The organism is Mesorhizobium sp. B264B1B (genome assembly GCF_020165765.1).
In the GTDB taxonomy this organism is placed as follows: domain Bacteria; phylum Pseudomonadota; class Alphaproteobacteria; order Rhizobiales; family Rhizobiaceae; genus Mesorhizobium.
This window is the reverse complement of sequence record NZ_JAIUIS010000001.1, coordinates 580608-605174: the sequence shown is the minus strand read 5'-3', so window position 1 is coordinate 605174 and position 24567 is coordinate 580608. Positions and strand designations below refer to the sequence as shown.

The following is a 24567-nucleotide window of genomic DNA, read 5'->3' as shown; positions in this document are numbered from 1 at the left end:
CCGGCGGATTGCCACCAGTCCCCGGAAGGGGCGATCACACCAGCTCCACTTCGACCACGCCTGGCACGGCGCGCATCGCCGAGGCGATTTGCGGCGAGACGCGGTAGCCCCCCTGCAGGGCAATCTCCACCTCGCCCTGCGCTTCTTCCTTGATAACGATGATGCTCACCTGACTTTCACCACGCTGGGTAAGCTGCGATTGAATGATCGAGGCAGGCGCATCGTTTCTGACGAAGATGCGCAGTGCCTTCTGGATGCGGCTGGCCTCGTCCTCAAGCGACTGCACTGTCTGGATGCGCAGGTTGACGCCCTCCGGCCTGTCCTCCGCCGCCACGGTGATGACCACGGAGCGGCCCGGCTCCAGCATGTCGCGATACTGCGCCAATCCTTCGGAAAACAGCACCGCCTCATACTGGCCGGACGTGTCCGAGAACTGCACCACGCCCATCTTGTTGCCGGTCCGCGTCTTGCGCTCCTGCTTGGTGGTCACGGTGCCGGCGAGGCGCCCTGCGGTGGCACCGCGCTTGACCGCGGCCGAAAACTCCGCCCAGTTCTGCACCCGCATCTTCTGCAGCGCCGCCTTGTACTCGTCCAGCGGATGGGCGGAGAGATAGAAACCGACCACCTGGAATTCGCGGTGCAGGCGGTCGGCGGCGAGCCACGGTTCCGTCACCGGCAGGTTGAGCGCCTGCGACTGCGCCCCCAGGGATGCGCCGAAAATGTCGGCCTGGCCTGAGACGGCGTTCTGCTGCGCCAGTGACGCCAGCCCCATCATCCGCTCGACGCCAGCCATCATCGCGGCGCGGTCATGGCCGAAACAGTCCAGCGCTCCGGCCATGATCAGGCTTTCGAAGACGCGCTTGCCGACGATTTTCGGATCGACCCTCTCGCAGAAATCGGCCAGGCTCTTGAACGGCTTCTCGCCGCGCATGGCGACGATATGCTCCACCGCCGCGTCGCCGACTCCCTTGAGCGCGGCCATCGAATAGTAGATGCGGTTCTCGCCGACCTCGAAGGGACGAAAGCTTGATATCACCGACGGTGCCACCACCTCGATGCCGAGGCGCAGCGCATCCTGGCGGAAATCCGCGAGCTTGTCGGTGTTTCCCATGTCGAGCGTCATCGACGCCGCCAGGAACTCGACCGGATAATGCGCCTTGAGATAGGCGGTCTGGTACGAGACGACGGCGTATGCGGCCGCGTGCGATTTGTTGAAACCGTAGTCGGCGAACTTGGCTAGCAGGTCGAAGATGAAGTCGGCCTGCGGCTTGGCCACGCCGCGCTCGACCGCGCCCGAGACGAAGCGCTCACGCTGCTTGTCCATCTCGGCGCGGATCTTCTTGCCCATGGCGCGGCGCAAAAGATCGGCTTCGCCCAGCGAATAGCCGGACAATTCCTGCGCGATCTGCATCACCTGTTCCTGGTAGACGATGACGCCTTGCGTCTCCTTCACCAGATGGTCGATCTTGGGATGGATCGACGCCATCTCCTCCTCGCCGTGCTTCCTGGCGTTGTAGGTCGGGATGTTCTCCATCGGCCCCGGCCGGTACAGCGCCACCAGCGCGATGATGTCCTCGATGCAGTCGGGCCGCATGCCGATCAGCGCCTTGCGCATGCCGGCACTTTCCACCTGGAACACGCCGACCACTTCGCCGCGCGACAGCATGGCGTAGGTCTCGGGGTCGTCGAGCGGTATCGTCGCAAGATCGATGTCGATGCCGCGGCGGCGTATCAGCTTCACCGCCGTCTCCAGCACCGTCAGCGTCTTCAGGCCGAGAAAGTCGAACTTCACCAGCCCGGCCTGCTCGACATATTTCATGTTGAACTGGGTGACCGGCATGTCCGAACGAGGATCGCGGTACATCGGCACCAGCTCCGACAGCGGCCGGTCGCCGATGACGATGCCGGCGGCGTGCGTCGACGCATGGCGATAAAGCCCTTCCAGCTTCTGTGCCATGTCGAGCAGCGTCTGGACGATCGGCTCCTTTTCGGCCTCCTCGGCAAAACGCGGCTCGTTGGCGATGGCGTCCGCCAGTTTTACCGGATTGGCCGGGTTCTGCGGCACCATCTTGGACAGCTTGTCGACCTGGCCGTAAGGCATTTGCAGCACGCGACCGACGTCGCGCAGCACGGCGCGGGCTTGCAGCGTTCCAAAGGTGATGATCTGGCCGACCTGGTCGCGTCCATATTTCTGCTGGACATAGCGGATCACCTCTTCGCGGCGGTCCTGGCAGAAGTCGATGTCGAAATCGGGCATCGACACGCGGTCCGGATTGAGGAAGCGCTCGAACAGCAGCGAGAAACGCAGCGGATCGATGTCGGTGATGGTGGTGGAATAGGCGACCAGCGAGCCCGCACCCGAGCCGCGCCCCGGCCCGACTGGAATGCCTTGCGACTTGGCCCATTTGATGAAGTCGGCAACGATCAGGAAGTAGCCTGGGAATTTCATCTTCTCGATGATGCCGAGCTCGAACTCGAGCCTCTCGCGGTATTGCTCGACCGTATAGCCCGGCGTCGGTCCGTGCGCGGCAAGCCGGGCCTCCAGCCCTTCACGCGCCTGGCGGGCAAGTTCGGCGGCCTCGGCCTTCTCGGCTGCGTCCTTGTCCGACGCGTCGCCGCCGGTAAAGCGCGGCAGGATCGGGCTGCGGGTTTTCGGATAGTAGGAGCAGCGCAACGCGATCTCGACCGTGTTGTCGATCGCTTCCGGCAGATCGGCGAACAACGCTGCCATCTCAGCCTGGCTACGCAGGAAGTTATCCGGTGAAAGCCGGCGGCGATTGTCCACGGCGACGACCGAGCCCTCCGCTATGGCGATCAGCGCATCATGCGCGTCATAATCGTCGCGCGAGGAGAAGAACGCCTCGTTGGTGGCGACGAGCGGTAATTCGTGGGCATAGGCGAGATCGATCGTGGAATGTTCTATCAGCCGGTCGTAACCGGAAACTCGTTCCAGTTCGACATAGAGCCGATCGCCGAACAGGGCTTTCAGGGTCGACAGCCGGGTCTCCGCGAGATCGCGTCGATCCTCCTTCAGAGCCGCGCCGATAGGGCCGCGGGGACCGCCGCTGAGGCAGATCAGCCCGTCGGCCTGGCCCTCCAGCATCTCGCTGGTCAGATGCACCGCCTCGCCGGGCGGCGTCTCCAGATAGACGCGGCTTACCAGCCTGACCAGATTGGAATAGCCGGCCTCGGTCGCCGCGATAAGCACGACTGGCCGCATCTCGGGCCCCTGCCGCCGGCGGTCGCGCTGGCCGTCGACGTTCTCGCCGGAAAAGGCGAGCGCGATCTGGCAGCCGATGATCGGCTGGATGCCGTCCTTCACCGCCTTCTGCGCGAATTCGAGCGCGCCGAACAGATTGTTGGTGTCGGTGACCGCGATTGCCGGACACTCGTCCTTGACCGCATGGCCGACGATCTTGCCGAGCTGGAGCGCGCCTTCCAGCAGCGAATAGGCCGAGTGCACGCGAAGATGCACGAAAGGACGCGCCGGCGCTTCTGGCGCCGCCGCCTTCACTGCCGCTTCGCGCAGCAAGGGGTCGCGTGGAAGTCTGTCATCCGCCATGGTTTTTCGCGTTTCCCGAAGGACTTGAGTCGATCAAGATGTATTGTCCGGCACCGGGCGATGCCAGTCCAGCACAAACGAACATCGGCCACAGGCTTCCGCCCGCCCTCGCTTCAGGCGAATTCCATGATCACCGCGTCGACGGCCAGGCTGTCGCCCGGCTTGACGTTGAGTTTCGCCACCACGAGATCGCGCTCGGCGCGCAGCACGTTCTCCATCTTCATCGCCTCGACGACGGCCAGAGTCTCGCCGGCCTTGACCTCCTGGCCTTCGGCGACGGCGATCGAGACGACGAGGCCGGGCATGGGACATAGCAGCAGGTTGGACGTGTCGGGCTCCAGCTTTTCCGGCATCAGCCTTTCCAGCACGGCAATGCGCGGCAGCATGGCGCGCGCCGTCACCGAAAGCCCTTTCCAGGCGATGCGAAGGCCGTTTGGCGCCGGGCGCAGTTGCGCCACCATTTCGTGCCCGCCGACGCTGCCGCGCCAGACCAGTTCGCCCGGCCGCCAGGCCGACGAAACCGTCAGCGGCTTGCCGCCCTCGATGGACAAGTCGACTTCCATCGGAATGGAGATCATGCCCTCCAGGATGGACGCGGACAGATAGTCCTTGCCAATCTTCACCACCCAGTGACGCTTGAGTGCCCCCGAATGCGGCGCCAAGCGCCCGCCCAGCCGGTCGAGCCGGTCGCGGCGCAGCAATTCGACCACGGTGGCGACCGCCGCCAACACGGCCTTGTCGTCATGGTCGGGCAGGATCGGCGCAAAGCCGTCGGGATATTCCTCTGCGATGAATCCGGTCGAAATCCGCCCTTCCCGCCAGCGCGGATGCTGCATGAGCGCCGCCAGAAAAGGGATGTTGTGCTCGATGCCGTCGACGACAAAACTGTCCAACGCTTCGGACATCGCGTCGATTGCCTCCAGCCGGGTCGGCGCCCAGGTGCACAGCTTGGCAATCATCGGGTCGTAGAACATCGAAATCTCCGATCCCTCGGTGACGCCGGTGTCGTTGCGGATGACGACGTCGCCGACTTGCCCTTCCTGCGGCGGTCGATAGCGCGTCAGGCGGCCGATCGACGGCAGGAAGTTGCGATACGGATCCTCGGCATAGAGCCGGCTCTCCACCGCCCAGCCATTCAGTTTCACGTCGCTTTGCTTCAAGGCGAGCTTCTCGCCGGCGGCCACACGGATCATCTGCTCGACCAGATCGATACCGGTGACAAGCTCGGTCACCGGATGCTCGACCTGCAATCGTGTATTCATTTCAAGGAAGTAGAAGTTTTTCTCAGCGTCGACGATGAATTCCACCGTGCCGGCGCTCTGGTAGTCGACGGCCCTGGCCAGCGCCACCGACTGCTCGCCCATGGCCTTGCGCGTCCTGGCATCGAGGAAAGGCGATGGCGCCTCCTCGGCCACCTTCTGGTTGCGGCGCTGGATCGAGCATTCGCGCTCGCCGAGATAGAGTGCGTTGCCATGCGCGTCGGCCAGCACCTGGATCTCGATGTGGCGTGGATCGACGATGAACTTCTCGATGAACACGCGGTCGTCGCCGAACGAGCTCTTGGCCTCCGAGCGCGCCCGGTCGAAGCCGTCGCGCACCTCGGCCTGGTTCCAGGCGATGCGCATGCCCTTGCCGCCGCCACCGGCCGAGGCCTTGATCATCACGGGATAGCCGATCTCGCCGGCGATCTTCTCCGCGTGGTCGGCGTTCTCGATGACGCCGAGCCAGCCGGGAACCGTCGAAACATTGGCGGCGTTGGCGAATTTCTTCGATTCGATTTTGTCGCCCATCGCCTTGATGGCTTTCGGCTTCGGCCCGATGAAGACGATGCCCTCCTTCTCCAGCGCCTCGCAGAAGGATGCGCGCTCGGACAGGAAGCCATAGCCGGGATGCACAGCCTGAGCGCCGGTCGCCTTGCACGCCGCGATGATTTTCTCGGGCACGAGATAGCTCTGCGCGGCTGGCGACGGTCCGATATGCACCGCCTCGTCGGCCATCTCGACATGCACGGCATCGCGATCGGCGTCGGAATAGACGGCGACCGTGGCGATGCCCATCTTGCGCGCGGTCTTGATGACGCGGCAGGCGATCTCGCCACGGTTGGCGATCAGGATTTTGGTGAACATGCGGGCAAATTCCCCTCCGGCGGACGGTCCAGTTCTATGGATTATGTCGCCATGTCTCAAGTACCGTGTGCGTGGCGCGAACGCCTGCGGTCAAGGGTATGCTACCTGCGTCAAGAAAGCCGATATTTCGTCTCATCTGGCGGTTGATGAGCAGGCCAAAACCTGAAAGCCTGAGCGCAAAATTGCGTTGGAGGATTGCCAGATGAAAACCCGCGCCGCTGTTGCCGTTGCTGCCGGAAAGCCGCTTGAGATCATGGAGGTCGACCTCGACGGCCCGCGCGAGGGCGAGGTGCTGGTCGAGATCAAGGCGACCGGCATCTGCCACACCGACGAGTTCACGCTGTCGGGTGCCGATCCCGAGGGCCTGTTTCCCGCCATTCTCGGCCATGAGGGCGCCGGCGTGGTAGTCGATGTCGGCAAGGGCGTCACCTCGGTCAAAAAGGGCGACCATGTGATCCCGCTCTATACGCCCGAATGCCGGCAGTGCCCGTCGTGTTTGTCGCGCAAGACCAATCTGTGCACCGCCATCCGCGCCACGCAGGGGCAAGGCCTGATGCCGGACGGCACCTCGCGCTTCTCGATCGGGGGCGAAAAACTGTTTCACTATATGGGCTGCTCGACCTTCTCCAACTTTACGGTGCTGCCGGAGATCGCCGTGGCCAAAGTCAATCCCGACGCGCCCTTCGACAAGATCTGCTACATCGGCTGCGGGGTGACCACCGGCGTGGGCGCGGTGATCAACACCGCCAAGGTCGAGCAAGGCGCGACCGCGGTGGTCTTCGGCCTCGGCGGCATCGGGCTCAACGTCATCCAGGGCCTGAAACTTGCCGGCGCCGACATGATCATCGGCGTCGATCTCAACAACGACAGACGAGCCTGGGGCGAGCGCTTCGGCATGACGCATTTCGTCAATCCGAAGGAGATCGACGGCGACATCGTTCCCCATCTCGTCAACATGACCAAGCGCGGCGCCGACCAGATCGGCGGCGCCGACTATACGTTCGACTGCACCGGCAACACCAAGGTGATGCGCCAGGCGCTGGAGGCTTCGCATCGCGGCTGGGGCAAGTCGGTGGTCATCGGTGTGGCGGGCGCCGGCCAGGAGATCTCGACGCGGCCCTTCCAGCTGGTCACCGGGCGGACCTGGATGGGCACCGCCTTCGGCGGCGCGCGCGGCCGCACCGACGTGCCCAGGATCGTCGACTGGTACATGGACGGCAAGATCGAGATCGACCCGATGATCACCCACACGCTCAAGCTCGAGGACATCAACAAGGGGTTCGACCTCATGCATGAGGGCAAGTCGATCAGGAGTGTCGTGGTTTATTGAGGGCGGCCACACGCCGCGGGCACGGGCCCGCGACCTCTGTGGTCAAAAATGGGAGGAGAAAAGCATGGCGGAAAAACTGCATCCGAAAATCGACAATGGTCTGCCCAGGGAGAGTGCGAGCTTTATCGGCGGCACGCTGGTCTGCGCCTGTACCAGCAATCCGGTCAAGGTGAAGGTCAAGGGCCAGATCGCCCACAACCACGCCTGCGGCTGCACCAAATGCTGGAAGCCCGAAGGGGCGGTGTTCTCGGTGGTGGCCGTAGCCGGCACCGGCGACGTCACCGTCACCGAGAACGGCGACAAGCTGAAGGTGGTGGACCCGAGCGCGTTGATCCAGCGCCATGCCTGCACCGGCTGCGGCGTCCACATGCATGGACCCGTCGAGCGCGACCATCCGTTCAAGGGCTTGTCCTTCATCCATCCCGAGCGCTTCGAGGAGGATGGCTGGTCGCCGCCGGGCTTTACCGCCTTTGTTTCTTCGATCATCGAATCCGGAGTCGACCCGAGCCGCATGGACAGCATTCGCGGCCAACTGAAATCGATCGGCCTCGAACCTTATGACTGCCTCAACCCCGGCCTGATGGACTATATCGCCACCTGGACCGCCAAGAGGTCGGGAGCGCTTCCGGCCTGACGACCATGAGATTTGAGGCATGGGGCCGGACGGGTTGCCGGCCCCATGCTCATTTGGAGAGACAATGCCCGCACCCGCCATCCTCGTCGACGCAGACGCTTGCCCGGTCAAAGCCGAAGTCGAAAAAGTTGCCGAGCGCCACGGCGTCGTCGTCACCTATGTTTCCAATGGCGGCCTGCGCCCCTCCCGCGACCCCATGATCCGCAATGTCGTCGTGTCCAAGGGTGCCGACGCCGCCGACGACTGGATCGTGGAAAACGCAAAACCCAACGACATCGTGGTGACCGCGGACATTCCACTGGCCGCACGCACGGTGGCGCTCGGGGCCCATGTATTGGGGCCGACCGGACGTCCCTTCACGCCGGAAACGATCGGCATGGCGGTGGCAATGCGCGACTTGAAGCAGCATCTGCGCGAGACCGGCGAAAGCAAGGGCTACAATGCGAGCTTCGCACCGCAAGACCGCTCACGGTTTCTCGGCGAACTCGACCGCATCTTGCGGCGCGCTCTAAAATCCGCCACACCGCAGTAGAAGCCCAGCGCCATTCGGAACCATCATGGCCGCCGAAATCCCCTCCAGCACGCCCATGCACCGGCACATGCTGTTCGCGGTGTCGGCTTGTGTCGGCGTCTTTGCGCTTCTGATGGCGCTGCTGCTTCATGCGCCGCTCGCTTATTCGATCGGCGCCAACGCCTTTTTTGCCGCCTATGTCACGCTGGTGGTCGCCCAGATGCCCAAATTCACCGGCACTTATCTCAGCAAGAATGCGCGGGCCGCCGATCAGCCCGTGCTGGTCATCTTCGCCGTAACGCTGGTCGTCGTTGGCGTTGCCCTTGTCTCATTGTTCCTGCTGATCAACCAGAAGGACAAGGGCCATCCCATCGAACTCACCTTCGCGCTGCTGTCGATACCCCTCGGCTGGTTCACAATCCATGCCATGGCGGCGTTGCACTATGCGCATGTGTACTGGATGGACGGCGACCTGGTCGATGCCGGAACCAAGAAGAAAATCCCGGTCGGCGGGCTGCTGTTCCCCGGCGACAAACGGCCGGAAGGCTGGGATTTTCTGTACTTCTCGACGGTCATCGGCATGACGGCGCAGACCGCCGACACCAACATCTCGACAACCCATATGCGCCGCGTCGTGCTTGTTCATTCGATCCTGTCGTTCTTCTTCAACACGGTCATCGTCGCCGCCGCCGTCAATCTCGCCGTCAGCCTGGGCGGCCCTTGAGCTTCGACCTGATATTTTCGTGATCGATGAAACATCGGCTTGGCTGGCGACGTATCAGGAGGAGAATGATGCAGACAGCGGCCGCGCCGGATGGAACGGCCAGGAAGCGAGACCAGATGGAATCGGTTGCCATGAACCAACCCGCCGCCAGCGCAGACAGTGACGCTACGAAGGCCACGACATTGATCTACCGGCAATCGGCCTGGACGCGGCTGACGCACTGGCTGTGGGCCATCTCGCTGTTCTTCATGCTGCTTTCCGGCCTCCAGATCTTCAACGCCCGTCCGCAGCTCTATCTCGGCAAGCAGTCCGGCTTCGACTACAACAACACCGTCTTCGCTATCGGCGCCGAGAATACGAATGCCGGGCCGCGCGGCTATACCGAAATCCTCGGACACCGCTTCGACACGACCGGCGTGCTCGGCTGGTCTGGGCCGGCAGGACAAGAGACGCCCCGCGCTTTCCCGTCCTGGGCGACGATCCCGTCATACTACGACCTCGGCACGGCACGCGTCGTGCATTTCTTCTTCGCCTGGGTACTGACGACGACGCTGCTTGTGTGGCTGGTCGCCAGCCTGGTCAACGGCCACATCAGACGTGACCTCGCCCCTCGCCTGGACGATCTCAGGCGCCTGCCGCAAGATATCGTCAATCACGCCAGGCTGAAGTTCCACCACACGCGCGAATACAACACGCTGCAGAAAATGGCCTATGGCGGCGTGCTGTTCGTGCTGTTGCCGCTGATGATCCTCACCGGGCTCGCAATGTCGCCAAGCATGAATTCGGTGCTGCCGTTCCTCAACGACCTGCTCGGCGGCCGGCAGACGGCGCGCACCATCCATTTCACCGTCATGGTGCTGCTCGTGGGCTTCTTCATCATCCATATTCTGATGATCGTCGCCGCCGGCCCGATCAACGAACTGCGCTCGATCGTCACCGGATGGTATCGGACCGACCCGCCGGCGCATCATGACGCAAAATCCTCCGAAAGGAGCGCCTGACATGGCAAAATTCGAGATCAACCGCAGGAAATTCCTGACCGCGGCCAGCCTTGGCCTTTCCGGTATCACGCTTTCAGGCTGCGATGCCTTCGACAGCCAGCTCGGCGTGGGCGACGGCCTGCGCAGCTTCCTCGAAAACGCCAACGATCTCACACACCACGCGCAACGTCTGCTCGCGGGCCGCGATTCGCTGGCGCCGGAGTTCACTGAAGCCGACATCCGTCAGCCGATGCGCCCCAACGGCGTGACGTCACCCGACGACGATACCTACAAGGCCCTGCTCGCCAACAACTTCGCCGACTGGCGACTGGAGGTTTCGGGTCTGGTCGAAAAGCCGCTGTCGCTGACCCGCGAGCAGCTCATGAACATGCCGAGCCGAACGCAGATCACCCGCCATGATTGTGTCGAAGGCTGGAGCTGTATCGCCAAATGGACCGGCACGCCGCTGTCGCTGGTGCTCGACCAGGCGGTGGTCAAACCCGAGGCGCGCTACGTCATGTTCCATTGCCTGGACACGATCGACCGCAGCCTTTCGGGCGACATCAAATATTACGGCAGCATCGACCTCATCGACGCCCGCCACCCGCAAACGATCCTGGCCTACGGCGTCAACGGCAAGCCGCTGCCGGTCGAGAACGGCGCGCCGCTGCGTGTCCGGGTCGAGCGCCAGCTCGGCTACAAGATGCCGAAATATCTCTACAAGATCGAGCTGGTCGACGGCTTCGCCGCCGTAGGAGCGGGACGTGGCGGTTATTGGGAAGACAATGGCTACGACTGGTATGGCGGGATCTGATCGCAATCGGCACGATGCCGCCATTTTATTTTGCACGTCGCATGCAGGTGACAATCCGTCGTTGACGGGCTATGGATGACGAGTCGAGGGCTTTTGCGAGCCCTACCTGTTTGCGGGAGAGAGCAGCGAGAGCTGTCGCCGAAGGGGAAATCGCCCGAAATCTCTCAGGCAAAAGAACCGTAGACGGGAAAGACACTCTGGAAAGTCGGGGCCTGCCCCCGCGCCGAAGGTGTAAGCGCTGCCGACAGAGTTACGGGGCGCGAGTCTCTCAGGCTTCAGACAGAGGGGCACGGACTGGTCGCCATTCGCGACCGATTGCGTGCGACTCTGGAGAACACATGACGGGCGACACCAAACACCTTCCTCTCGAAGACGTCCACGCAGCTGCCGGTGCGCGCTTTGGCGCCTTTGCCGGCTGGTCGATGCCGCTGACCTACCCGGCCGGCGTCATGAAGGAGCATCTTCACACCCGCGAACATGCGGGCCTGTTCGACATCTCGCACATGAAACTGTTCAAGGTCAGCGGGCCGGGCGCGGTTCCCCTGCTCGACCGTGCCTGTCCGCTCGATGCGGGCGCGCTCGAAATCTCCCAGTCGAAGCTGACGTTTTTCCTGAACGAGGCCGCCGGCATCCTGGACGATCTGATCGTCACCCGGCTGGGCGATACCAACTTCATGGTCGTCGCCAATGCCGGCAACGCGATCGCCGACGAGAAGCATTTGCGCGAGCTTGCGACCGGCTTCGATGTCAAGGTCGAACCGCTCGACCGGGTCTTCCTCGCCATCCAGGGTCCCGAGGCCTGGGCGGCGCTTTCCCGCGCCGGTATCGAGACCGGGTCGCTGCTGTTCATGCATGGCATCGAACCGCGAAAGAACTGGTTCATGAGCCGGTCCGGCTACACCGGCGAGGACGGGTTTGAGATCGGCCTGCCTGAGGCAGACGCGCGCGGTCTCGTGGCGAAGCTGCTCGAAGACGAGCGCGTGCTGTGGATCGGCCTTGCCGCCCGTGACAGCCTGCGGCTGGAAGCCGGCCTCTGCCTGCACGGCCAGGACATCACCGCGCAAACCGATCCGGCAAGCGCGGCGCTGATGTGGGCCATCCCGAAGGATATCCGCGCCAACGGCACGTTTATCGGCGCCGACGCGCTGCGCGCCGCCGTCGAGCGCGGCTCCGCTCAGAAGCGCGTCGGCCTGAGGCCGGATGCCCGCCAGCCAGTGCGCGCCGGCGCCACGCTCTTTGACGCCGACGGCAATCCCGCCGGCCACGTAACCTCGGGCGGTTTCGGCCCGTCTGCCGGCCATCCCGTCGCCATGGGTTATGTCCCGACGCCCTTGGCGAAACCCGGAACTCGGATTTTCGCCGACGTGCGCGGAACGAAGATTCCCGTCGACGTTTCTTCCCTGCCTTTCCTCCCGCATCGCTACCGCAAAGGATAATTTTCATATGGCAAAGACCTATTTCACCGCCGATCACGAGTGGCTCAGCGTCGAGGGTGGCATCGCCACCGTCGGCATCACCGACTACGCGCAGGAGCAGCTGGGCGACCTCGTCTTCGTCGAACTGCCCGAAACAGGCAAGAAGCTCGCCAAGGGCGACACCGCCGTCGTGGTCGAATCCGTCAAGGCGGCCTCCGACGTCTACGCGCCGGTCGACGGCGAGATCACCGAGGCCAACGCAACGCTGTCGTCCGATCCGTCGCTGGTCAATTCGGCGGCGACCGGCGCCGGATGGCTGTGGAAAATGAAGCTTGCCGACGAAAGCCAGCTCGCCAGCCTCATGGATGAGGCCGCCTACAAAGCCCATATCGGCTGAAATCAGGACGCATTGACATGACCGCAGCACCCTACCCCTTCTCGGCCCGCCATATCGGACCCGGCATTGCCGATGTGAGAGCCATGCTGGCCGTCATCGGCGTGCCCTCGGTCGAGACGCTGATCAGCCAGGCTGTGCCGAGATCGATCCGCCTCGACCAGCCGCTGTCCCTGCCCGCGCCGGCCAGCGAAGCCGAAGCGCTGGCCGAATTGTCGGCGACCATGGCCCGGAACACGGTGCTGAAGAGCTTCATCGGCGCCGGATATCACGGCGTGCACGTGCCGCCGGTCATCCAGCGCAACCTGTTCGAGAACCCGGCCTGGTACACGGCCTATACGCCCTACCAGGCGGAGATCAGCCAGGGCCGCCTGGAAATGCTGTTCAATTTCCAGACTTTGGTTGCGGAACTGACCGGCCTGCCTGTGGCATCGGCTTCGTTGCTCGACGAAGCGACAGCGGTCGCCGAAGCGATCGGCATCGCATTGCGCCATCACCGCGACAAGCGCACCAAGGTGGCTCTCGCCGGCACGCCGCACCCGCAGACGCTGGATGTGGCGCGCACCCGCGCCGAGCCGCTCGGCATCGAGATCGACGGCGAGACAATCGACGACAACACAGCCGCCCTGCTCGTCTCCTGGCCGGACACTTTCGGCGTCTATGGTGATCACAAGGCGGCCATCGACAAGGCGCGCGCGGCCGGCGCTCTGGTCGTCTTCATCGCCGACCCGCTCGGCCTGACACTGACCGACACGCCGGCAAGGCTTGGCGCCGACATTGCCGTCGGTCCAATGCAGCGCTTTGGCGTGCCGATGGGCTTTGGAGGCCCGCACGCCGCCTACTGCGCGGTTGCCGACAAATTGACCCGATTGATGCCCGGCCGCCTGGTCGGCCAGTCGACCGACAGTAAGGGCCGTCCAGGCTACAGGCTTGCCCTACAGACGCGCGAGCAGCACATCCGCCGCGACAAGGCAACGTCCAACATCTGCACCGCCCAGGCGCTGCTTGCCAACATGGCGACAGCCTACGCCATCTGGCACGGCCCCGCCGGCCTTCAGGCAATCGCCGGGCGCATCCACGCGCTGGCCAGCCGCCTGGCAGCCGGGCTCAAGGCGGCAGGCTTGCCGGTGATCGGCACGAGCCGCTTCGACACGGTGACGGTGGAGACGAAGGGAAAGGCCGCGCAGATTGCCGCCGCCGCCGAAAAGGGCGGCCGGCTTCTGCGCGTCATCGATGCCGACCGTGTCGGCATCGCCTTCGACGAGACCTCTGACGAAACCGACCTGGAAGCCATTGCCGCCTTGTTTCGGGCCAAGCCGAGCGCGGAGGCCGCCGCCACCACGCCCGGCAAGCCGCGCGGCAAGGAGTTTCTCACCCAGCCCGTCTTCCACGAGAACAAGTCGGAAACCGAGATGATGCGCTTCCTGCGCCGGCTGGCCGACAAGGACCTGGCCCTCGACCGCGCGATGATCCCGCTGGGGTCCTGCACCATGAAGCTCAATGCCGCGGCCGAGATGATGCCTGTGAGTTGGCCTGAAATCGCCAACATGCATCCCTTCGCGCCGGCCGCGCACTCGGCAGGCTACCGCGCCATGATCGACGATCTGGAAGGCTGGCTTTCGGAGATTACCGGCTTCGATGCGGTAAGCCTGCAGCCCAACGCCGGCAGCCAGGGCGAATATGCCGGATTGCTGGCCATCCGCGCCTATCACCGCTCGCGCGGCGAGGGCCATCGCACGGTCTGTCTGATCCCGTCCTCCGCGCACGGCACCAATCCGGCGAGCGCGGCGATGGCCGGCATGAGCGTGGTCGTCGTTCGCTGCCTGGAGGACGGCAATATCGACATGGACGACATGAGGGCCAAGGCCAACGAGCATTCCAGGAATCTCGCGGCGCTGATGTTCACCTATCCCTCGACGCATGGCGTCTATGAAGAGGGCGCGCGACATCTCTGCGCCCTCATCCATGAGCATGGCGGCCAGGTCTATTTCGACGGCGCCAACCTCAACGCTCTGGTCGGCCTCGCCCGCCCGGGCGACATCGGCGCCGACGTCTGCCACATGAACCTGCACAAGACCTTCTGCATCCCCCATGGCGGCGGCGGCCCGGGTGTCGGCCCGATCGGCGTCAGGGCGCATCTGAAGCCCTATCTGCCGGGCCATGTCACCGAAGGCTCCGCGCATGCCGTGGCCGCCGCACCTTTCGGGAGTGCCTCTATCCTGCCCATCACCTGGATGTACATCCGCATGATGGGCGCTTCCGGCCTGAAGCAGGCGACCGAGACGGCGATCGTTTCGGCCAACTACGTCGCGACACGGCTCGCCCCACACTTCCCGCTCCTTTACAAGGGCAGGAGCGACCGCGTTGCCCATGAGTGCATCCTCGACACCCGCGTGCTCAAGGAGAGCGCCGGCATCAGTGTCGAGGACATCGCCAAACGGTTGATCGACTACGGTTTCCATGCGCCGACCATGTCGTTCCCGGTCGCCGGCACGCTGATGGTGGAGCCGACCGAATCCGAGCCCAAGGGCGAGCTCGACCGCTTCTGCGAGGCGATGATCGCCATCGCGGGCGAAGCGGCCAAGGTTGCGAGGGGCGAGTGGCCCCTGGCTGACAATCCGCTGGTCAATGCGCCGCACACCGCCGCGGAGGCGCTGGCCGGCCAGTGGAGCCATCCCTATTCGCGCCTGGAAGCGGCCTACCCCGCCGGAGACGCCGACATGGCGGCGAAATACTGGCCGCCGGTATCGCGCATCGACAATGTCGCCGGCGACCGCAACCTGGTCTGTTCATGCCCGCCGCTGTCGGACTATTTGGGCGCGGCCGAATAGTCTCGCAAACTATGCTGAGCGCAAGGCCGGCTTGATCGGCTCGGCCTTGCCCATCCTTTTGTGGCTGACGACGCAATTGCGGCCCGCGCGCTTGGCGGCATAGAGCGCTGCGTCCGCCTCGGCCAGCACCTCGCCGAGGCTGTTGCCGTTGGCGCCGCCAAAGCCGATGCCTCCGCTGACAGTGCTGCGCAAGGGACCGTGGGAGGTCGCAACGATCTCGGTGCCGAAGGCGACGCCGATCTTGCTTGCGAGCTCGTAAGCCCTCTCTTCGGTCACCCGGGACATGACGATCGCGAACTCCTCGCCGCCGAGGCGAAAGGCGTCGACGCCCGTTCTGGCGTATTTTCTGATGACTGCGGCGAACCGGCACAGAACCTGATCCCCCACCGGGTGACCATAGATGTCGTTCGTCTTCTTGAAATGATCGAGGTCGAACATGACGACCGCCGTGAACGGACCGAAGGCCCGTTCGCCATGGAGCGACATCAATCCCCGGCGGTTCATCAGCCCGGTCAACGGATCGGTCATCGTCTCGGCCTTCAGCTCGATCTGCGCCTGCAGGTGATGCAGGGAAAGCGTCAATGCGCCGAGACCGGTCATGCAGGCCACGGCCACGACCGAGTTCAGGCGTTCGGCCCAGTTATCGGGGGCTGCCCCGAGCGTCCATTGCCCCTTGGCCACCAGGACGACCGCGCAAAGTGCAAACGACACCGCACAGGTGCCGCCTAGGAACGAAACCACCAGCAGGATTTTGCGATCATGACTGCCGTTGAGCCAGAACATGGTTCCGATCGCCGAGAGCAGCACAGTCACCGTTACATAGGTAACGATGAAGCCTACCCCGTCGAGACCGAGGGAAGTCACCGCCGCGCAGATCGTCATGGCGGCCAATGTCGGCAAAATGGCACGCCGGTAATCCGGCACGCCGAGATACTGCATGGCCGAGAGGCAGATGACCAGGAAACCGAGGCTGAGCAATGCAAGCGCGACCTGGCAAAGCAGCGGATCAGGCTCCTTCGTGTATCGCCAGAACAGGATGACATGCACAACGAGCACGAGAATGCCGCACCCCACCGTCAGCACGAAGCTGGCCCGGGGCGCGGCGAACCAGATCGCGAACATGGTGATGCTGAGGCAGATGCCCGACAGCGCGGCTGCGAGCAGGAGCGAACTGAAATCCAGCATATTGGGCGGGGGTTCCCTGAGCGTCGGCCTTACCGCTGCATTCTAGGTCAGCGACAGCCATCAGACATGATTTTCAACTGATCTTTCGGCTGAGACCTTCGGATAGGGTTTACAAAGCGTCGACGCCGAGTGTCCCAAAATCGTCCTCGCGACATCATGGCCACCAGACAGCCGTCAGCCCTTGTTCAGGAGGGCAAGATTGGCATCGACGACCGTGGGGTCGGCCATGCCGGCCTTGGCTTCGAGCAGCAGCGCCCTTGCCTTTTTCCTGTTGCCGCGCAGCAATTGCGAATAGCCCATATTGTTGACGATCTGCGGCTTGCGCCCGGCGATCTTGAGCAACTGGTCGTAGGCACGATCGGCGAAGTCGAAACGGCCGAGTTCGTCATAGGAAGCGGCGAGCCCCATCCAGGCTTCCGCATTGTCGGCCTTCAACTCGACGGCCTTGCGGAAACGCTGTTCGGCAAGGCCGTAATTCGCGTCGCGAAACTGCGCCTTGCCTTCCGCCAGATCGGATGTGCCGACGTCCTTCGCGGCCGGTTGAATGGCGGTGGTTTTGGTGGTGTCGACGCCACTCGTCGTACAACCAGACATCATCAAGACGGCCGCCATCGCGGCCATTGCCGTTAAATTGCTGTGACGCATGCCCCTGCCCCATCGCCCGGTTTTTTGCCGGGTCGTTCTTCAGGAAACACACTATTCCAGAGCAATTAAACTTAGGTGCCGAAACGCCGCCAAAATTAGGCCTTGGGTACACCAGCTATTAACCACCAGGCCGCAACGCCTCAGCCATGGCCAGCGGCGTTCTCACGGTTCCAGGGCCTTGAGCCCCGCCGGAACCGTATACCGGCTGCCGTCATAGCGCAGTCGGTAGGTTTGGCTCACGGACTTGCCGGGATGGGACTGGCACTCGCCATTGTTGTCGGGCAACGGATTGTCGGTGTCCATCCGTTCGACCACCACCATGTCGTGGTAGCCATGATGTTTGGCCGGGCTCATCGCCAGGCTCACCTGACTGGTATGGAAGGATCCGGCGCAATTGGTATCGCCCTCGCCGCCATTGCCGGCCACGACCAGGCCATCGAGAACCATCCGCAGGGCATCGTTGTCGATGGCATAGAGCCGCAGGTCGATTTCACTGAAAGGGTTAGGCAGCGAATTGTTCGCCATTTCGATGCGCAGGCCGAAGGCGGAGACATCGGGCGCCAGCGCATACCGGCCGGTATCGAGTTCGACCTTGCGGATGGCGATGGCATCATCATTCATCAGCCCGGGCTGCAGCAGGCGCTGGCGCACCTGCCGGCTCTTCCTGTCGATGACCAGAAGCTCGATATCGCCGGCATGCGCGTAGTCGCTGGGTTGCGAGCTGTCCATCAGCGGCACCGCGACCAACAGCAGGTCGTCATGGGCGGGCCATATCTTGCAGACCAGCCCCGGCGGGTCGCCAAATGCAGACGTCAGGGCGATGCTGGTGTAGGGTTCGAGCGTGAACGAGGCACCGTCAGCGCTTTTGCGGGCGTTGGGATAGGCCTGCTGCACCAGGGCAGCGGCATCGCCGCAATCGGCTGCAGCCCAGACGGGCGACAGACTGGCCGCGGCAAGGCCGAGGACAAGAGCGCGCAACAGCATTCGCATGGACTTCTCATTCATTTGCGGACTTTGCAGATCGCCGGCTTCACTGAGTATCAGCAAATCCTAGTGGCCGGTCATTTTGACGATGATCGGAATGACCGCGATCATCAGCACCACCGGCAGGATGCAAACCACGACCGGCACCGACATCTTGGCCGGCAAGGCATGCGCTTTTTCCTCGGCCAGCGACATGCGCTTGTGGCGCATTTCGTCGGAAAAGACGCGCAGCGCCCCCGACAGGCTGGTGCCAAGCTCCTTGGACTGTTGCAGCAGCGTGGCGAAGGAGCGCACCTCGTCCAGGCTCAGGCGATCGGCGAGCGCCTTCAGTGCATCGTCGAGGCTGCGCCCGGCCCGCAGCTCCAGCGACACGAGCTGCAGGTTCTGGCTGAGCGACGGGTAGGTCTTTGCGAGTTCCTTCGAGACGCGCTCGACGCCCGCTTCCATGCTCATGCCGGCATCCGAACAGACGATCATCAGGTCCATGAAATCGGGGAAGCCGTTGCGGTATTCGCGCATCTTTTCCCGTATCTTCTGGGTCAGCACCAGCCCTGGCAGGAAATAGCCGGCCACGCCCGACAGCACGACGAAGGCCCAGCGGCTGGTCATCGTGGCGTCGGGGCTGGCCATCCAGCGGTTGAGCACGAAGACGGCGAGCGCGATGCCCACCATCGCCGTGAAACGGATGAGGAAGAACATGCCGACGGCGCGCGGCTCCATGTAGCCCGCCTGGATGAGTTTCAAACGCAGGCGGGCGACGTTTTCGGGATCGCTCTTGGCGTAGAATTCCTGCGCCTTCTTCACCGCCTTCTCGCGAACGACGCCGGTATTCTTCTTCTGGACCGGTTCCGGCCTGGCGGCCACCGGACCGTCGTCGACCTTGAGCCTCCGCCTGACTTCGTTGCGATCGCCCTTTGCCACCACCATCGGCCAGGCAAAAGCGGCAGCGCCCACGGCCAGCAGCAGGACAGCCACCGGCATCAGCGAGGTCGGCGCGAGCGAGGCGAGGAATTCAACGACCTTCTGCATGTCAGAATTTGAAGTTCGACATTTTGAACATGATCAGATTGCCCAGCATCAGCCAGGTGACCGAGCCACCAACCATGTACCACGTCTTCGGCACGCCCCAGACGTCGCTGTAATATCCAGGCATGAATGCCATGATGGTCGTGAACAGCAGCGCCGGCACGGCCGTCAGGATATAGGCCGACAGACGGCCTTCGGTTGAAATGGCGCGCACCTTGCGGCGCAGCTTGCCGCGTTCGCGGATCGTCGTCGACAGTCCGTCGAGGATTTCGCGCAGATTGCCGCCAGAACTCGTCTGGATCGACACGGCGGTGACGAACAGCGGCAGATCCTCATGGCCGACCCTGTCGAACAGCGAATTCAGCGCCGAAACCAGATCCGAACCAAAGGTCACCTCATCGGCAATCACGCCGAACTCGGTGCCGATCGGGTCGGGCATTTCGCGCGACACCATGGCGATGGCCACCGGTACCGGATGGCCGGCCTTGAGGCCGCGCGTAATCAGTTCCAGCGCTTCCGGCAACTGCATGCCGAACCGCTTCAGCCTGCGCTTGCGCATGGAGCGCATCGCCATCACCGGCAGCACCGGCAACACGACGACAAACAGAATGGCGCCCATCAGCAGCGGCAAGCCATACCAGATGGCGGCAAGGGCCGCAGCCAGCGCCATCCCCGAAGTGATTATCAGGAACTTCGACAGCGGCATGATCATGCCCGACTGGGCGCGCAGGGCGCGAAAACGGTCAGGCGAGAACAGCGACGTGCCCGCATCGAGACCACGCTCCTTACGCAATTGGATCAGCACCTGTTCCTGACTGATCCTGTTTTCCTGCAGCTTCATGCGCCGGTTGATGGCGGTGCGCCTGTCGCTGCGGCCGGCGTAGAGCAGGTAAACGGCCTCGGCGATCATGATGCCGGTCAATGCAGCCCCGGCATAGACGACATAGATCGCGCTGAATCCGTCCAACACCTGGTTACTCCTGCGGCCGGCCGGGTTCGAAATAGCGCCCGGGAAACTCGATGCCCATGGCGCGCAGGTCCTCCAGGAAGCGCGGCCGGATCCCGGTCGCTTCGAAATGGCCGAGGATCGTGCCATCGGCGTCCATGCCGGTGCGCACGAAGCGGAAGATCTCCTGCATCTGGATGACGTCGCCTTCCATGCCCGTCACCTCGGCGACGCTCGTCACCTTGCGCTTGCCGTCGGAGAGCCGGGTCAACTGGACGATGATGTCGATGGCGCTGGCGATCTGGCTGCGGATCGACTGCACCGTCATCGGCATGCCGGTCATGCCCAGCATCTGCTCGAGCCGCGAAATGGCATCGCGCGGCGTATTGGCGTGAATGGTGGCCATCGACCCTTCATGGCCGGTGTTCATGGCCTGCAGCATGTCGAAGGCCTCCTCGCCGCGGCACTCGCCGAGGATGACGCGATCAGGCCGCATGCGCAGCGCGTTCTTGACGAGGTCGCGCTGCTTGAGCTCGCCATGGCCTTCGATGTTGGCCGGCCGGGTTTCCATGCGCGCGACATGCGGCTGCTGCAACTGAAGCTCCGCCGCGTCCTCGATGGTGATCAGCCGCTCGTCCTCGGGAATGAAGGCCGACAGCGCGTTGAGCATGGTCGTCTTGCCGGTACCGGTGCCGCCCGAAATGATCGTCGTCTTGCGGGCATGTACTGCCGCAGCAAGCACTTCGGCCATGTTCTGGGTGATGGCGCCGAATTCGACCAGCCGGTGCAGGCCGAGCTTGTTCTTGGAAAATTTGCGGATCGACACCAGCGGCCCGTCGACCGCCACCGGACGGATGGCGGCGTTGAAACGCGAGCCATCCAGCATGCGGGCGTCGACCATCGGCTGCGATTCGTCGACGCGGCGGCCGACCGCGGCAACGATTTTGTTTATGATTCTAAGCAGATGCGCCTCATCCTTGAACGGAATGTGGACCTGCTGCAGCTTGCCCTTCTTTTCGACGAAGCAGTTCTGATGGCCGTTGATCAGGATATCATTGATGTCGGGGTCCTTGAGCAGCGGCTCGAGCGGGCCGAGCCCGACCATCTCGTCGACGATGTCGTCGACCAGGGCATCGAGTTCGACGGTGTTGATCGCCATCCGCTCTTCGCGCGTCTTTTCCGACACGAAATCATGCACCTGCCGGCGCATCTCGTCCCTGGGCAGCCGCTCCAGCGCGACAAGATTGATCTCCTCGAGCAGCAACCGGTGGATACGCACGCGCGCATCGAGCACCTTGTTGGCGCTCTTGCCCGGCACGGCTTCGATTTTCGCCGGCAAGACCTTCCGGCTCGTCGGGATGACGACCGCGTGGTGCGCAACCGCCGTCGGCTCGGCGGAGCGCTGCGGACGCGCATCGCGGTTCTGCAAGGTGGAAAAGCGGCTGCTCATCCGGCCTTCCTCTTCAAAAGGCTCTTGCCGAAGCCGAACAGCGATTTCGATTTGCCCGGCGCCGCCGCCACTTCCTCCGGAAGGATGATCCTCTTCAGGTCGTTGACGACGTTGGCATTGGCATCGATCTCGTGCAGCGGCACGCCGCGATCGACGGCCTCGCGCACCAGCCGGTAATTGTTGGCGATGCCGCCGACGAAATGCTCGCCGAGGATTTCCTGGACGTCCGCCTGCTTGATGCCGCTGTCAAACATCTTCTGCTCGAAACGGTTGACGATGACGTTCGGCTTCACTTCCTTGCCGGCGGTCTCGTAGACCGCCTGGATCAGGCGTTGCGTGTGGCGCAGGCACGGTACCGTCATTTCGGCGACGATGTAGAGCTTGTTGGAGCCGAGCAGCACCGTCTCCGTCCACGGAAACCAGGTGCGCGGCATGTCGATGACGACATTGTCGAAATAGGCCGAGACGAGGTCCAGCATCCGCACCACGACGTCGGTCTTGAACGAGCGCATCTCCGCCGGCTGCGTCGGTGCGGCCAGAACACAAAGCCCGCTGGCATGCTTGGACAGCATCACGTCGAGCAATTGCCTGTCGAGACGCTCCGGCTGGTTCTCGATTTCGGTGATGTCGAAACGCGGCTCCAGGTCGAGATATTCGGCGCAGGCGCCCTGCTGGAAATTGAGGTCCACCACGCAGGTCGAGGCGCCGCGCGTCACTGAATGATGCAGCTGGAACGCGGTCTGCAAAGCCAGCGTCGTGGTGCCGACGCCGCCTGCCGCGGGCATGAAGGTATAGATCTGCGACTCGGTGTTTTCCTCACGCCCCGGCCCTTGCAGCGCACGCACCACCGAACGTACGAGATCGGCCGTGGTGATCGGCTTGACCAGGAAATCCGCGACCTTGAGCTGCACGAGGATGCGCGCGGCGGCGGCGTTGAATTCCTGGGTGACGACCACGACCGGCGCCTTGCCTTCCAGCCGACGCATGACGCGTTGCAGCGCATCGATCTCCTCAAGCTTCGCTGCGTCCATATCGACGATGATCGCGCCGAGATCGGCCTCCTGGACCTCGCCGCGAAGTTCGGTGATGTTCTTTTCCACCGTCGAGAGCTGGATGATCTCCGAGGCGGCAAACGCCGTCCGCGTGTCCTGCGCGAAGGTTCTGTCCGTCGATATGAGCAGGATTTTCCTGGTCTTGATGCCGTTTGCCATTACTTGTCAGCCTGTGATCTCGGATCAATTGTCGGCGCTGGCTTGCGATGCCTTGGCGCTGGCCGCCTGCTCGGCGGTGGCGGGTTCCGTGCTGCCGCGCTGGGCAGGCACGAGAAGCCTGGTGTTCTGGACGCCGTATTTCCAGGGATCGACCATCTGCATGACGGTGTTGGCGGCCTGGGCCTCCCCGGCGCCGCTCGTCACGCCTTCGCTGCGCACATAGTCGTCACTCGTGCATCCGGCGGTGAAGCCGGCAAGCAGCAAGGCGACGCTCGAGCTCAAGACCAGACGCATGGCTTCAGTCCTTCGGCAGGTCGAGGAAATGCCCGACTTTGGTGGCGGGAGCGGCACGCGCGGCGCTGCCGTCAGCCAGCGCCAGCGCGCGATTGGTGTCCGACGCCCTCACCTCCTCGGTGTTGTTGAGGAAATAGTCGACATTGCTGGCAGGCTGCGTGCCATCGGTCGGCTCGGCCATTTTCTTCGACGGATCCACCGGCTTGACCAGGTAAGGCGTGACGATGATCACCAGGTCCGTCTCACGCCGCTGGTAGGATTTCGACGAGAACAGGGCCCCGAGCACAGGCATCTTGCCGAGGCCCGGTATGCGCGAGGTGGTGATGTCGTTCTGCGACTGCAGCAGCCCCGCGATCATGAAGCTCTGGCCGTTCTTCAGGTCGACCGACGTCCTGGCGCGGCGCACGATGAAGCCGGGCACCGAGATGCTGCCGATATTGTAGGAAGCCGACGCGTCGATCGAGGAGACTTCCGGCGCGATGTCGAGGCTGACCAGCCCGTCCTTCAGAACCGTGGGCGTGAAATCCAGGCTGACGCCGTACTTCTTGTAGCTGACGGAAATCTTGCCGTTGTCTTCGGAAACCGGGATCGGAAACTCGCCGCCGGCCAGGAAGCTCGCGGTCTCGCCGGACCGGGCGATCAGGTTCGGCTCGGCCAGCCGACGAGCCAGGCCGCGCTCTTCCAGTGCCTTGATGGCGATGTCGATGGAAACGCCATTCGACAACAGCTTGCCGATGATCTCGCCGGTCCCCGCCGGCTCAATGGTGCCGGGAGCAATCGTCACGTCGCGTCCGCCCATGCCATAAGCGAAATTGGCGCTGTATTTGGCGCCGAGGTCCTGTCCGGCCTGACGGTTGATCTCGACGAAGCGGACATTGAGCTGGACCTGCTGCGAGGACGAGATGTTGACCGAATTGATCACCTCCTCATTGCCGGAGAAGCGGGTGGCGATCTTGTTGGCCTTTTCGGCGGCGACCGCGTCATCCGCCTCGCCCGACAGCACGACACGCCCATTGGCGGAGCCGACCTTGATCTTGGCGTCCGGCACGCTGGCGCGGATGGTGTCGGCCAACTGGTCGGTATCGAGCGTCACTTCGATGTCTACGGTGCCGACGAGCTGCTTGTTCTCGTCGAACAGCGCAATGCCAGTGGTGCCGAGATTGTTGCCCAGCACATAGAAGGATTTGTCGGTCAACGGGTTGACGTTGGCGATCTCCGGATCGCCGATGACGATCTGGTAGAAGGCCGCGCTCGTCATGATCGTCTTTGGCTTGCCCTTGGCGACCTTGATCGAGGCGTTCTTGGTCGCCGAGACATAGACGATGTCGTTGTCCGCCCTGGCCGGGCCGGCGAAGATGCCGGCCGCCGCCATCGTCACCGCCATCGCCATCGCCATCGCCTGCGCGACGTGCAACCGGCCTGTCGTTCGATATTGAAGTTGCCTGAACATTGTTCCCGTCCCGTCCGGTCCCCACCGGTCCTGCTCTGGTTCCACTCAGGAACCT

20 protein-coding genes and 1 riboswitch are annotated in these 24567 nt (G+C 63.5%); of the genes, 9 read left to right on the top strand and 11 right to left on the bottom strand.

Translation table 11 applies throughout. The annotated features are described in order from the left end of the window. Nucleotides 1-34: 34 nt before the first annotated feature. Together dnaE and LB547_RS02940 are read right to left on the bottom strand one after the other, a co-directional pair. Nucleotides 35-3562, bottom strand: coding sequence for a DNA polymerase III subunit alpha (gene dnaE, locus LB547_RS02945; RefSeq protein WP_140555365.1), 3528 nt, complete (start codon nucleotides 3560-3562; stop codon nucleotides 35-37). A 113-nt stretch (nucleotides 3563-3675) separates the two neighbouring features. Further along, on the bottom strand, nucleotides 3676-5688 hold the full coding sequence (locus tag LB547_RS02940; RefSeq protein WP_140761865.1) for an acetyl/propionyl/methylcrotonyl-CoA carboxylase subunit alpha: 2013 nt from the start codon (nucleotides 5686-5688) through the stop codon (nucleotides 3676-3678). A gap of 202 nt (nucleotides 5689-5890) precedes the next feature. Between LB547_RS02940 and LB547_RS02935 the strand changes: the two genes are divergently transcribed. From LB547_RS02935 to gcvP, 9 genes are all read left to right on the top strand, one after another. Beyond that, nucleotides 5891-7018, top strand: a complete 1128-nt coding sequence (locus LB547_RS02935) for an S-(hydroxymethyl)glutathione dehydrogenase/class III alcohol dehydrogenase (protein WP_140497529.1) — start codon at nucleotides 5891-5893, stop codon at nucleotides 7016-7018. Between the two features lie 64 nt (nucleotides 7019-7082). After that, a complete protein-coding gene (gfa, locus tag LB547_RS02930; protein WP_140495858.1) occupies nucleotides 7083-7652 on the top strand; it encodes an S-(hydroxymethyl)glutathione synthase in 570 nt (189 codons plus the stop codon). Nucleotides 7653-7716: 64 nt separating this feature from the next. Next, on the top strand, nucleotides 7717-8184 hold the full coding sequence (locus tag LB547_RS02925) for a YaiI/YqxD family protein (protein WP_140495857.1): 468 nt from the start codon (nucleotides 7717-7719) through the stop codon (nucleotides 8182-8184). A gap of 25 nt (nucleotides 8185-8209) precedes the next feature. Next, nucleotides 8210-8887, top strand: a complete 678-nt coding sequence (locus LB547_RS02920) for a DUF1345 domain-containing protein (protein WP_140761868.1) — start codon at nucleotides 8210-8212, stop codon at nucleotides 8885-8887. Nucleotides 8888-9003: 116 nt separating this feature from the next. Further along, a complete protein-coding gene (locus LB547_RS02915; RefSeq protein ID WP_140738823.1) occupies nucleotides 9004-9888 on the top strand; it encodes a cytochrome b/b6 domain-containing protein in 885 nt (294 codons plus the stop codon). A gap of 1 nt (nucleotide 9889) precedes the next feature. After that, complete coding sequence (locus tag LB547_RS02910; RefSeq protein WP_140685944.1) at nucleotides 9890-10681, top strand: molybdopterin-binding protein; 792 nt, start codon at nucleotides 9890-9892, stop codon at nucleotides 10679-10681. A gap of 103 nt (nucleotides 10682-10784) precedes the next feature. Next, nucleotides 10785-10871: riboswitch (glycine riboswitch) on the top strand. A 148-nt stretch (nucleotides 10872-11019) separates the two neighbouring features. Beyond that, nucleotides 11020-12117, top strand: a complete 1098-nt coding sequence (gene gcvT / locus LB547_RS02905) for a glycine cleavage system aminomethyltransferase GcvT (RefSeq protein WP_140761871.1) — start codon at nucleotides 11020-11022, stop codon at nucleotides 12115-12117. A gap of 7 nt (nucleotides 12118-12124) precedes the next feature. Then, nucleotides 12125-12493: a glycine cleavage system protein GcvH gene (gene gcvH, locus LB547_RS02900; RefSeq protein WP_140495853.1), complete on the top strand. Its 369-nt coding sequence runs from the start codon at nucleotides 12125-12127 to the stop codon at nucleotides 12491-12493. Between the two features lie 17 nt (nucleotides 12494-12510). Continuing rightward, on the top strand, nucleotides 12511-15321 hold the full coding sequence (gene gcvP / locus LB547_RS02895; protein WP_140761874.1) for an aminomethyl-transferring glycine dehydrogenase: 2811 nt from the start codon (nucleotides 12511-12513) through the stop codon (nucleotides 15319-15321). 9 nt (nucleotides 15322-15330) lie between these two features. Here gcvP and LB547_RS02890 read toward each other — a convergent pair whose 3' ends face one another. From LB547_RS02890 to LB547_RS02850, 9 genes are all read right to left on the bottom strand, one after another. Further along, nucleotides 15331-16506 carry a GGDEF domain-containing protein gene (locus tag LB547_RS02890; protein WP_140761876.1) on the bottom strand — a complete coding sequence of 392 codons (1176 nt, stop codon included), beginning with the start codon at nucleotides 16504-16506 and terminating at the stop codon, nucleotides 15331-15333. Nucleotides 16507-16680: 174 nt separating this feature from the next. Next, the gene (locus LB547_RS02885) at nucleotides 16681-17151 is read right to left on the bottom strand and encodes a hypothetical protein (protein WP_140495850.1); all 471 of its coding nucleotides are present in this window, start codon (nucleotides 17149-17151) and stop codon (nucleotides 16681-16683) included. 162 nt (nucleotides 17152-17313) lie between these two features. Beyond that, nucleotides 17314-18141: a hypothetical protein gene (locus tag LB547_RS02880; protein WP_181177997.1), complete on the bottom strand. Its 828-nt coding sequence runs from the start codon at nucleotides 18139-18141 to the stop codon at nucleotides 17314-17316. Between the two features lie 60 nt (nucleotides 18142-18201). Then, nucleotides 18202-19164: a type II secretion system F family protein gene (locus tag LB547_RS02875; RefSeq protein WP_140564047.1), complete on the bottom strand. Its 963-nt coding sequence runs from the start codon at nucleotides 19162-19164 to the stop codon at nucleotides 18202-18204. Nucleotide 19165: 1 nt separating this feature from the next. Continuing rightward, nucleotides 19166-20131, bottom strand: a complete 966-nt coding sequence (locus LB547_RS02870) for a type II secretion system F family protein (RefSeq protein ID WP_140517027.1) — start codon at nucleotides 20129-20131, stop codon at nucleotides 19166-19168. 4 nt (nucleotides 20132-20135) lie between these two features. Further along, nucleotides 20136-21557, bottom strand: coding sequence for a CpaF family protein (locus LB547_RS02865; RefSeq protein ID WP_140495847.1), 1422 nt, complete (start codon nucleotides 21555-21557; stop codon nucleotides 20136-20138). Then, the gene (locus LB547_RS02860) at nucleotides 21554-22768 is read right to left on the bottom strand and encodes an AAA family ATPase (protein ID WP_140561477.1); all 1215 of its coding nucleotides are present in this window, start codon (nucleotides 22766-22768) and stop codon (nucleotides 21554-21556) included. The genes LB547_RS02865 and LB547_RS02860 overlap by 4 nt, the downstream gene beginning before the upstream one ends. Nucleotides 22769-22792: 24 nt before the next feature. Beyond that, nucleotides 22793-23062 carry a hypothetical protein gene (locus tag LB547_RS02855; RefSeq protein ID WP_140495845.1) on the bottom strand — a complete coding sequence of 90 codons (270 nt, stop codon included), beginning with the start codon at nucleotides 23060-23062 and terminating at the stop codon, nucleotides 22793-22795. Nucleotides 23063-23066: 4 nt separating this feature from the next. Then, a complete protein-coding gene (locus tag LB547_RS02850) occupies nucleotides 23067-24512 on the bottom strand; it encodes a type II and III secretion system protein family protein (protein WP_140761879.1) in 1446 nt (481 codons plus the stop codon). Nucleotides 24513-24567 lie beyond the last annotated feature (55 nt).